Origin of the sequence: Pseudomonas sp. JV245A (assembly GCF_032424515.1) — a bacterium.
Lineage (GTDB): Bacteria > Pseudomonadota > Gammaproteobacteria > Pseudomonadales > Pseudomonadaceae > Aquipseudomonas > Aquipseudomonas protegens.
In genome coordinates this window covers 1-11,239 of sequence record NZ_VYKE01000158.1, presented here as the reverse complement: position 1 = coordinate 11,239, position 11,239 = coordinate 1, and the positions used below count along the sequence as shown (strand labels likewise).

General features: G+C 62.9%; 8 protein-coding genes. 1 reads left to right on the top strand and 7 read right to left on the bottom strand.

Features of this window, described 5'->3' with window-relative positions:
- Nucleotides 1-33: 33 nt before the first annotated feature.
- From F6S12_RS26675 to F6S12_RS26645, 7 genes are all read right to left on the bottom strand, one after another.
- On the bottom strand, nt 34-900 hold the full coding sequence (locus tag F6S12_RS26675) for an ABC transporter permease (RefSeq protein ID WP_011058521.1): 867 nt from the start codon (nt 898-900) through the stop codon (nt 34-36).
- A gap of 33 nt (nt 901-933) precedes the next feature.
- A complete protein-coding gene (locus F6S12_RS26670; RefSeq protein WP_161467398.1) occupies nt 934-1,794 on the bottom strand; it encodes an ABC transporter ATP-binding protein in 861 nt (286 codons plus the stop codon).
- A gap of 5 nt (nt 1,795-1,799) precedes the next feature.
- Complete coding sequence (locus F6S12_RS26665) at nt 1,800-2,837, bottom strand: ABC transporter substrate-binding protein (protein WP_015633677.1); 1,038 nt, start codon at nt 2,835-2,837, stop codon at nt 1,800-1,802.
- A gap of 27 nt (nt 2,838-2,864) precedes the next feature.
- Complete coding sequence (locus tag F6S12_RS26660; protein WP_053155805.1) at nt 2,865-3,752, bottom strand: TauD/TfdA dioxygenase family protein; 888 nt, start codon at nt 3,750-3,752, stop codon at nt 2,865-2,867.
- A gap of 283 nt (nt 3,753-4,035) precedes the next feature.
- The gene (locus F6S12_RS26655) at nt 4,036-5,403 is read right to left on the bottom strand and encodes an HlyD family type I secretion periplasmic adaptor subunit (RefSeq protein ID WP_053155802.1); all 1,368 of its coding nucleotides are present in this window, start codon (nt 5,401-5,403) and stop codon (nt 4,036-4,038) included.
- On the bottom strand, nt 5,393-7,546 hold the full coding sequence (locus F6S12_RS26650; protein ID WP_011058516.1) for a type I secretion system permease/ATPase: 2,154 nt from the start codon (nt 7,544-7,546) through the stop codon (nt 5,393-5,395). The genes F6S12_RS26655 and F6S12_RS26650 overlap by 11 nt, the downstream gene beginning before the upstream one ends.
- Nucleotides 7,547-7,584: 38 nt before the next feature.
- A complete protein-coding gene (locus F6S12_RS26645) occupies nt 7,585-8,937 on the bottom strand; it encodes a TolC family outer membrane protein (RefSeq protein ID WP_011058515.1) in 1,353 nt (450 codons plus the stop codon).
- A gap of 361 nt (nt 8,938-9,298) precedes the next feature.
- Here F6S12_RS26645 and F6S12_RS26640 point away from each other — a divergent pair.
- On the top strand, nt 9,299-11,239 hold a 1,941-nt coding region (locus F6S12_RS26640), incomplete at its 3' end, for a retention module-containing protein (protein WP_315869494.1).

Genomic DNA, 11,239 nt, shown 5'->3' with positions numbered 1-11,239 from the left:
TCCTACGGTCGGGGGACTGGCGGACGAGGTAGCTCAGCGCTGCATGCCCCAGCGTTTTACCGTGATCCGCTCCAGGGTGTCGAAGATCAGGTTTTCCACCAGCAGGCCGATGAGGATCACCACTGCCAGCCCGGCAAACACCTTGTCGGTGTACAACTCATTGCGGTTCTGGAAGATGTACCAGCCCAGGCCACCCTTGCCGCTGGTGGCGCCGAACACCAGCTCGGCAGCGATCAGGGTGCGCCAGGCGAAAGCCCAGCCGATCTTCAACCCGGCGAGAATCGACGGCAGCGCCGCCGGGATCAGGATGAACAGCACCAGGCGCAGGCCCTTGAGGCCGTAGTTGCGCCCGGCCATGCGCAGGGTTTCGGAAACCCCGAGAAACCCGGCATAGGTGTTCAAGGCCAAAGCCCAGAGCACCGAATGCACCAGCACGAAGATCAGGCTGTTCTGCCCCAGGCCGAACCACAGCAGCGCCAGGGGCAGCAGGGCAATGGCCGGCAGCGGATTGAACATCGAGGTCAGGGTGCTCAGCAGGTCACGGCCAAGCCGGGTCGAGACCGCCAGGGTGGTCAAGGCAAACGCCAGGACGATGCCGATCAGGTAGCCCTTGAGCAGCACCACCAGGGAAATGCCCACCTTGCCCAGCAATTCGCCGCTGAGCAGGCCCTGGTAAAGAGCGCTGGCAGTTTGCAGAAAACTCGGTAGCAGCAGGTCGTTGTTCTGGTAACGGGCCACGGCTTCCCAGAGCAGCGCCAGCAGGACCAGGATCAGGCTCTTGCGCAACCAGCCTTGTTGCCAGAGGCGCTGCCCCAGGGGCAGCTCGCGCTCCAGGGGCACTTGCAGCAAGGGCTGCAGGACAACTTCGTATTCCTCGCGCGCAGGGGATGAGTGGCTCATCGGGCATTCCTCGTTCAACGGTGGCCTGACGGCTCAATAAGCGATACGGATATCGGCGAAATCCAGCTCGGTTTCAGTTTCCGGCGATTGGCCTTCATCGAACAGCAAGCGGTGGATGCGCCGCGCGGTCTGCTGAAAGGCCACGCCACCGAGGCTCTGCAGGTCGTACTGGTGGCTGTGGACTTCCGCCCGCACGCGCCCCGGATGAGGCGACAACAGGAGGATGCGATTGCCCACCACCAGCGCTTCCTCGATGGAGTGAGTGACGAACAGCAAGGTGAAGCGCACCTCCTCCCAGAGCCGCAGCAACTCCTCCTGCATCTTGCGTCGGGTCAGGGCGTCGAGGGCGGCGAAAGGTTCGTCCATCAGCAGGATCTTCGGCTGCATGGCCAGGGCGCGAGCGATCGCCACCCGGGCCTTCATGCCACCGGACAGGGTATGCGGATAGGCATCGGCGAAAGCCGCCAGGCCGACTTTTTCCAGGTATTCCAGGGCACGCTCTTCGGCCTCGCGGCGGCCGAGGGTCTTCGACGCCAGCAAGGGAAACATCACGTTCTGCTTCACGGTTTTCCAGGGGGGCAACTGGTCGAACTCCTGGAACACCACGATACGATCCGGCCCGGGCTGGCTGACGCGCTGGCCTTGCAGGCGAATCTCGCCCTCACAGGGCTGAATGAACCCGGCCACGGCCTTGAGCAGGGTCGACTTGCCGCAGCCTGAAGGCCCCAGCAGGATAAAGCGGTCGGCCGGATCAACCTCGAAACTCACCTGGTGGGTGGCCCGCACCACCCGCTGCGGGGTGCGGTATTCCAGGCTGACTTGTTCCACCGCCAACAGCGCCGGGGCGATGGCAGCGCGATTGCTGGCCGTGTGGCCTGGCAAGGGGGCGTTCATGGCGATCAGCTCCCCTGCAACGGTTTGGCATCCTGGAAGAAGTAGTCCTTCCACGACTCGGGCTTGTTCTTGATCGCACCGACCCGGTAGAGGAATTCCGCCAGTGGGTAGGTGTTTTTTGGTGTCACGCTGAACTCGAACTGCGGGTTGTCGATGATCTTCAGCAAGGCGGCGCGGTCGATCTTGGCCTTGGTCACGCGCAGGTAGGTATCGGCGGCTGCGCCCTTGTCGTGCTGGGCGAACTCGGCCGCTTCGGCCAGGGCTTCGACGAAGGCCTTGTAGGTCTTGGGGTTGTCGTTGCGGAATTTCTCGGTGGCGAACAGCACCGTCGGTGAGTTGGGCCCCAGCAGGTCGTAGGTATTGAGCACCACGTGCACATTGGGGTTCTCCAGGGCCTGGTCCTGGAATGGCGGGTTGGAGAAGTGCCCGGTCAGTTCGGTGCCGCCGGCAATCAGCGCGGCGGTGGCGTCCGGGTGGGGAACGGCGATGGTGTACTTGTCCAGGCGATTGAATTCCTTGTCGCCCCATTGCTTGGCGGCGGCGTATTGCAGGAAGCGCGATTGCACCGAGACCCCCACCGCCGGTACCGCAATGCGGTCCTTTTCGGTGAAGTCGGCGATGGTCTTGACCTTGGGATTGTTGCTCACCAGGTAGTAGGGAAAGTTACCCAGAGAGGCTACGGCCTTGACGTTCTGCCGGCCGTGGGTGCGATCCCAGATGGTCAGCAGCGGCCCGACGCCCGCCCCGGCAATGTCGATGGAGCCCGACAGCAAGGCGTCGTTGACCGCCGCGCCGCCGGACAGCTGGGTCCAGTCGACCTTGATGTCGATGCCCTGCTCCTTGCCGTGCTTTTCGATCAGGTTCTGGTCGCGCACCACATTGAGCAGCAGGTAGACGATACCGAACTGTTCAGCGATGCGGATCTCGCCTTCGGCCTGGGCCGGCGCAGGCGCGACCAGGCTGCCGGCCAGCAGGCTGAAACCCAGGCCGATGGCCGTGGCCAGTCTGCCGAGGCGGGGAATGAAGGGAATGGATAAGGACATGCTGGCTCTCCTGCCGTGCCTGGCTGATCAGTAAGGGGCGTCGCCCTGGATGGTGGTGCGATACAGCTTGCGGCGCAGATGGCTCGGGCAACCGGCGGCCAGGTGGATCAGCGAGCGGTTGTCCCAGAACACCAGGTCGTGGGGCTGCCATTGATGGCGGTAGATGTTGTCCGGCAGCACGCTGTGGGCATACAGCTCGGCCAGCAACTGGGCGCTTTCGTCTTCCGGCAGGCCAACGATGCGGGTGGTGAAGCCTTCGCTGACGAACAACGCCTTGCGGCCGTTTTCCGGGTGAGTGCGCACGACCGGGTGCACCACCTCGGCGACCTGGGCCAGTTGCTCCGGGGTCAGGATCGGGCGCCAGTTGCCCTCGAACTTGGTCTCGCTGTAGCGCGCCGTGTAGGAGTGGGCGGCGCTGCGTCCCTCGACCGCCTTGCGCAGCGCCTCGGGCAAGTTGTCCCAGGCCTGGTGCATGTTGGCGAACAGGGTGTCGCCCCCTTCGGCTGGCAGTTCCTGGGCGTGCAGCATCGAGCCCAGGCTCGGCAGCTCCTTGTAGGAGAGGTCCGAGTGCCAGAACTTGCCGGCGTCCCCCAGGCCGATGGACTGGCCGTTCTCGATGATGTTGGAAACGATGAGGATTTCCGGGTGCCCGGCCAGCAGGAACTGCTTGAGCACATGAATCTGCAACACACCGAAGCGACGGCTGAAGGCAATCTGCTGTTCGGGGCTGATGCGCTGGTCGCGGAACACCACTACGTGATGGTCCAGGTGGGCGCGGTGGATGCGGGCGAAGTCCTGGTCGTTGACTGGCCGGGACAGGTCGAGGCCGACGATCTCGGCGCCTACAGCCCCATTCAAGGGCCGGATTTCGAAAGCTTGTGCGGCAATGGAGGCGGCACTGGCTGATGCAGACATGACTGAAACTCCCGCGCAGGCGCGCCCAGGGCGCGCGCGTCGATCAGAAACTCACGGAGATCCCGTGTGGGTTCATTTCGTGCGGCGCGCCGATTGGTCGGCAGGTACGCAGGGAGTCAACTTTATAGATATAAGAAAACGAATTTAAATACCGTTAGTGAATAACGATATGTTGATTCAACCGATGGACCGCTTGGGGACGGTACGCCGACGAAGGCGCTCTCAAGGCCCCTTCGCTGGCAAGCCAGCTCCTACAAGGCTGGCAGGTGGTTTCTTACATGGATCAGCGTTCGTGCAGGGCTTCGGCGCGAGCGCGGATGATCGGCTTGAGCAGGTAGCTGAGGATGCTTTTCTTGCCGGTGATGATGTCCACCGAGGCCACCATCCCGGGGATGATCAGCAGCGGCTTTTCATCGGTGCCCAAGTGGCTGCGGTCGGTGCGCAGCTTGATCATGTAGTAGGTGGTCTTCTTGTCTTCATCGGTGATGGTATCGGCGCCGATCTGTTCCAGGCGGGCCTTGAGGCCACCGTAGATGGTGTAGTCATAGGCGCTGAACTTGACCACCGCTTCCTGCCCCGGGTGCAGGAAGGCGATGTCCTGGGGACGGATCTTGGCTTCCACCAGCAGGGTGTCGTCCAGGGGGACGATTTCCACCATGTCGCTGCCCGGCTGGATCACCCCGCCGATGGTGTTGACCATCAGCTGCTTGACGATACCGCGTACCGGCGAGGTCACCAGGGTGCGGCTGACCCGGTCTTCCAGGGCCTTGCCGGTGGCGCTGGCCTTGTTCAGTTCGGTACGCGCTTCGTTGAGCTGGGTCAGGGCCTCGCTGCGGAACTTGCCGCGGGTTTCATCGATCTTGCGCTGCACTTCCTTGATCGCCGATTCGGCGCGGGGGATCGCCAGGGTGGTGGCGTCCAGCTGGCCACGGGTTTCCACTTCGGCACGCTTGAGCCGCAGCACTTCCACCGGCGACACCGCGCCCTGGGCCACCAGCGGCTCGGACATGGCGATTTCCTGGCGCTGCAGGCCCAGTTGCTGGCGGTATTGCGCCTGCTTGGAGGTGAACTCGCGCAGTTCCTGCTGCTTCTGGATCAGCTGTTCCTGGAGGCCACCGATCTCGTCATGCAGTTGCTGGCGACGGCTCTGGTACAGGGATTTCTCACTGGCCGCCTGGCCCGGCGCTTCCTTGACCGCCTCAGCGGGGAAACTCAGCTCGCGTTCATCCACCTCGGCGCTCAGGCGCTCGACCCGCAGCAGCATGGACAGGCGCACGGTCTCGGTCTCGCCGACGTTGGACTGGAAGCGCGTGTCGTCGAGGCGAATCAGCGGCGCGCCGGCCTCGACTATCTGGCCTTCCTTGACGTACAGCTCGGAGACGATGCCGCCTTCTAGGTTCTGGATCTTCTGCAGCTTGGAGGAAGGAATCGCCTTGCCCTCGCCCTTGGTTACCTCGTCGATCACCGCGAAGTTGGCCCACAGCACCAGGAACAGGAAGAACGCGATGATGCCCCAGATGGTCAGGCGGATAACCCGCGGCGCATCTTCGATCAGTGCCTTGTTGACCTCGGGCAGCGGCTGCCCCTGGAGCGAATCGGTGCCTTTGAAATAGCGACGGATCGAGTCCTTGAATCCCGACTTAAGCAACACTGATCTGCCCCTTCTTCAACGCTTCCATCACCACCGCTTTCGGGCCATCGGCCAGGATTTGTCCACGGTCCACCACCAACAGCCGGTCCACCAGCGACAGCAACGACGCCCGGTGGGTGACCAGTACCACGGTCTTGCTCTGCACCACCGCCTCCAGGCGCTGTTTCAAGCGCTCTTCGCCGGTGTTGTCCATGGCGCTGGTGGGCTCGTCGAGCAGCAGGATCTGTGGGTTGAGCAACAGCGCGCGAGCCAGGGCGACGTTCTGCCGCTGGCCACCGGAAAGGTTCTGCCCGCGCTCGCCCACCTGCAATTCATAGCCCTGCGGGTGCAGCCTGGCGAACTCATGGACCCCCGCCAGCTCCGCAGCCTGCAGTACCAGTTCGTCCTCGACGTAGCGGGCACCGGAGGTCAGGTTGTCACGCAGGGTACCGGCCAGCAGCTGGATGTCCTGGGGCACGTAGCCGATGTTGTGACGCAGTTCGCTGACGTCGATCTGGCGGATGTCCACACCGTCTACCAGCAGGGCACCGGAGTCCGGCTGGTAGAGCCCCACCAGCAGCTTGGCCAGGGAGCTCTTGCCGGAGCCGCTGCGGCCGATGATGCCGACCTTTTCCCCCGGCTTGATCATCAGGTTGATGTTCTTCAGCGCCGGGTTCTGCTGCCCCGGGTAGGTAAAACTCAGTTGCCGACACTCGATGGCACCCTGCAGCACGCTGCGGCTCAGGGGGCGCTCGTCGAAATTGCGCTCCTGGGGCAGCTCCATCATCTGGTCCACGGAGGTCATGGTGACCCGCGCCTGCTGGTAGCGGGTCAGCAGCCCGGACAGCGAAGCCAGCGGGCTCAGGGCCCGACCGCTGAGCATGTAGCAGGCGATCAGGCCGCCCATGCTGAGGTTGCCGTCGATGATCTGGTACACGCCGAAGATGATCATGATCACCCCGGCCAGTTGCTGGATCAGCAAGGTGATGTTCATCGCCAGGCTGGACAGCATCTTCACCCGCAGCTCAAGCCGGCTGAGGGTGCCGATGGTCTGCTCCCACTGGTACTGGCGCTCGCTCTCGGCGTTGTTGACCTTGACCGCGTCCAGGCCGGCCAGGGTCTCGATCAGGCTCGACTGGCGCTCGGCGCCCAGAGCCATGGTCTTCTCCATGGTCGCCACCAGGGGCTTCTGCAGGGCATAGCCGATGCACAGGGCAATCGGGAAGGCCAGCACCGGAATCCACACCAGATGCCCGCCAAGGATGGCGATCACCAGGAAGATCAGCAGGGTGAACGGCAGGTCGATCAGGCTGGTGAGGGTCAGGGATGCGAGAAAGTCCCGCAGGCTCTGAAACTCATGGATGTTCTGGGCGAAGCTGCCGACCCGTGCCGGGCGGTACTTCATGGCCATGCCGACGATGCGCTCGAACAGCGTGGCGGAAATGATCAGGTCGGTCTTCTTTCCCGCCAGGTCCAGGCACAGGCTGCGCAGGCCCTTGAGGATCAGGTCGAAGATGTAGGCGCCAATGATGCCGATGGACAGCACCCACAGGGTCGAGGTGGCCTGGTTCGGCACCACCCGGTCATAGACGTTCATCACGAACAATGGCGCGGCCATGGCGATGATGTTGATCAGCAGGCTCGCGGCAATGGCGTCGGCATACAGCCAGCGCGAGCGCTTGAGGGTGTCGCGGAACCAGGAACGGGCGCGAGGGATCAGCGACCCGTGGTTGACGTCGAACTTGTGCTGGGGCTGGGCGAAGAACACCTGGCCGCTGTAATCGTCGGCCAGCAACTGGCGGTCGACACAGACTTCGCCGCCATCGCTTTCGCTGAGCAGCAGCCGCGCCTGGTCTTCACCCTGCCAGCCCAGCAGCACCGCGCTGCGACCGTCCTTGAGCAGCAACAGGGCGGGCATGGCGATGGCTGGAATCTGTTCGAGCTTGCGCCGCAGCACCCGGCCCTGCAGCCCGGCCCGGGCCGCGGCCCGAGGCAGCAGCTCGGCGCTCAGGCGCTGGGATGGCAAGGGCAGGCCGGTGGTCAGCATCGCCGCACTGGCGGGCTTCTGGTGCAGGAAACAGAGGGTCAGCAAACCATCCAGAAGGGGATCGTCATGCATGCCGCGTGGATCATGACTGAGTTGCACACTGACTTCTGATTCCACGCTCGACACTCTTGACTGGCTGGTTGGATGAAATTAGCTCAATTCATCCCGGGCAGCTGGACCTTGGGCTTCACATCGCTTTGCACGACGGAGGCCATAGGTGCCACCACTCCCTGGCTTTTGAGCAACTCGCCCATGGTCGCCTTGATTCGATATTGAGTAAATAACTGAATGTTCTGGATCTCGGCCAGGCGCCGGGAGGCGGTGAACAACTCGTTTTCACTGTCGAGCAAGTCCAGCAGGGTACGTTCACCCAGGCTGAACTGCTTCTGGTAGGCGGTCCGCACGCTGGTGCTGTGATCCACATATTGCTGGGCGATCGGCACCTGGGCGTTGGCGTTGTTCAAGGCGTTCCAGGCCAGGCCCAGTTCCTCGTTCAGCACCCGCAGGGCGTTGTTGCGGATATCCAGCGCCTGGTTGGACTGGTAGGCCTTGGACTCCAGGTCGGCCTTGTTGCTGCCGCCGGCGAACAGGTTGAAGCGCATGCGCAGCATGGCCTGCCATTCATTGTTGTGGCCGTTCTGGCCGTCCAGGTCGTTGTCGGCAGTACGCCCCAGCTCCGCGTCGAAGCGCGGATAGAACGCCGACTTGGCGGCATCGTACTGCTTCTCGGCAGCGACGATATCGGACTCGGCGGAACGCAGGATCGGGCTGTTTTCCAGCATCTGGTGCCGGGCCTCGTCGAGGTTGGCCGGCAACAGCGCCATAAAACTGGCAGGGCGTTCCAGCTGGTCCGGCATTTCTCCGACGGCACTCAGGTAGTTGGTCTGGGCGTCGGCGAGGTTGGTCTGCTCGGTGATCAGGTTGTTGCGGGCCTGGGCCATCCGCGCTTCAGCCTGGTCAAGGTCGGCGCCGCTACCCACGCCACGCTGGGTGCGCAGCTTGATCTGGTCGTAGATACGCTCGTGATTGCGCAGGTTGTCTTCCGCCAGTTGCACGAATTGACGGCGGGTCAGCACATCCAGATAGACCTGAGCCACGGTCAGGGCCGTGCGCTCGGAGGTGCCCAGCAGGGAGTAGGCGCGGGAGTTGACGGTGGCTTGTTGACGCCCGACTTCGCTGGACGTGGCAAAACCGTCAAAAACCATCTGTTGCAGACGCAAACTTGACTCGCCGCGGTTCAAGGTTTCCCAGTGATTGCTGCCTGTACCCGCACGGGTCGTAGGGTTATCCGTCCCTTCACGACCATAGCCAGCTAGCATGTCCACTCGTGGCAGATAGCCACCTTTGGCGGCTTTCAGCTGGTAGTCAGCAGCCAGACGGCTGTTCACGCCGGCTTGGATTTCCGGGTGCACATCCAGTGCTTTCTGCATGGCTTCAGGAAGGGTTTGAGCCTGCACAAAGCTGGCGGCTAAGGCAAAGGGCAGGGCCTTGAACAGATGAAAACGCATGGTAAGAATTTCCCTCGGACAGCGTGTCCAGAATCACGTCAGAACGTGGCACCACATCGATTTAGTACAACCAAAACAACCGTCCGTCGGAAAGTTCAAACTAAGAACTGGTTCACATACTTCAAGTCAGGTTACCGCGTGAATATCAATGTGACATTAATTCGGCGATTGTTTAGGATGGCGTCCATAAGGTCAATAGTTTGGCATAAAGTTAATATCCAAAAAATATAGCCAAACTTTTGACGATAGATCTGTCAATTACCCGTTCCCAATTACACACCTAGTACGTCCTGACTGAGTTGCGGCCCGCGCCCAAGCCGGTACATGGAAGTCGACTGAGCGGTACACCGGAGAGTCCCCAATGAGCAGTGTTGTTGCCATCGTCAAAAGCATTGTCGGCCAAGTTTTCGTGGTTTCCCCGGAAGGGATCCGACGCGTACTCATTGAAGGGGACCGCCTGTTCGTGGGTGACCAGGTAGACACCGGCCCGGCCGGGGCCGTCACCCTGGAGTTGACCGACGGGCGTACTCTGGACCTGGGGCGTGACACCCAGTGGAGCGGTGCCGCACCGGACTCCAGCACGGACCTGGCACAGGCCACCGCTCAGGCCGCCCCTTCGGTGGCAGAACTGCAGCAGGCCATCGCTGCCGGCGCCGACCCGACCACCGACCTGGAAGCCACCGCCGCCGGCCCGACCGCCGCGGGGAATGGCGGCGCGGCCGGTGGTGGCCACAGTTTTGTGCAGTTGGAAGAGACTGCGGGCCGGGTCGACCCGACCATCGGTTTCCCCACCGCTGGCCTGGGGCTGGCCAACTCGACCCAGGACAACACCTTTGGCGGCCTGACCAACAATGGCGGCCTGGGCAATGGCAACGGCAATGGCAGCGGGAGTGACTCCCTGCGCCCGGCCACCCTGACCCTGGGCGCCACCCCAACCATTACCGAAGCCGGTGGCACCCTGGTGTACACCGCGACCCTGACCCAGGCGCCACTTACCGACCTGACTGTGACCCTGTCCAATGGCGCGGTCATCGTCATCAGCGCCGGCCAGACCACTGGCAGCGTGCAGGTGCCCCTGGCGCCCCAGGACAACGTCTATATCGACCCGGGCCAGATCAGCGTCAGCGTGACCGGCACCACCGGCGGTGGCGGCCTGCTGGTAACGGTCAACCCGACCCCGGCGGTCACCCAGGTCACCGACACCATCGACACCACCACCGTCAGCCTGACCGCTGATGCCAGCGTTACCGAGGGCGGGCAGATCACCTACACCGCCACCCTCACCAACCCGGCACAGACTCCGGTGACCATCACCCTGTCCAACGGCTCGGTGATCACTATCGAAGCGGGCAAGTCCAGTGGCTCGATCGACGTCCCGGCGCCAGCCAATGACGTCTACAAGAACGGCGACACCATCGAAGTCGGTATCACCAAGGCTGAAGGCGGCAACTTCGAGAACCTGCAACCCAGCCCAGACAAAGCGGTCACCACCGTGACCGACAGCATCGACGACACCGGCCTGAGCCTGTCGGCCACCGATACCGTGGCCGAGGGTGGCTCCATCGTCTACACCGCGACCCTGACCAACGCTGCCGGCACCCCGGTCACCGTGACCCTGAGCAACGGCGCGGTAATCACCATCGCTGCCGGTGCCACTTCCGGTACTGCCACCGTCGCCGCCCCTGCCGATGATGTCTATAAAGACGCGGGCAAGGTTGAAGTCACCATCACCAAGGCCGATGGCGGCAATTTCGAAAACCTGGTCACCGACCCGGCTCCGGCAGTTACCGACGTCACAGACACTATCGATACTTCGACGGTCAGCCTGACCGCAACACCAAGCGTGGCTGAAGGTGGCACCGTCGTTTACACCGCATCGGTGACTGCGCCAGTGACCGGTTCGCCGGTCGTCGTCACTCTGTCCAATGGCCAGACCATCACCATTCCAGTGGGCGAGTCGTCCGCCAGCGTCAACTTCACCGCGCCAAACGATGCGTTGGCGGGCGGTAGTTCCCTGAGCACCACCATTACCAAAGCCGACGGCGGTAACTACGAGAAGCTGGAAATCAGCGACAAGCCGGCTGAGACCTCGGTCACCGATACTCCGGACACCACCACCCTGAGCCTGACCGCTACCGAGTCCGTGGCCGAAGGTGGCTCCATCGTCTACACCGCCACCCTGACCAATGCCGCTGGTACTCCAGTCACCGTGACCCTGTCCAACGGCGCGGTGATCACCATCGCCGCTGGCGCTACTACCGGCACCACCACCGTCGCGGCCCCGGCGGATGACGTCTACAAA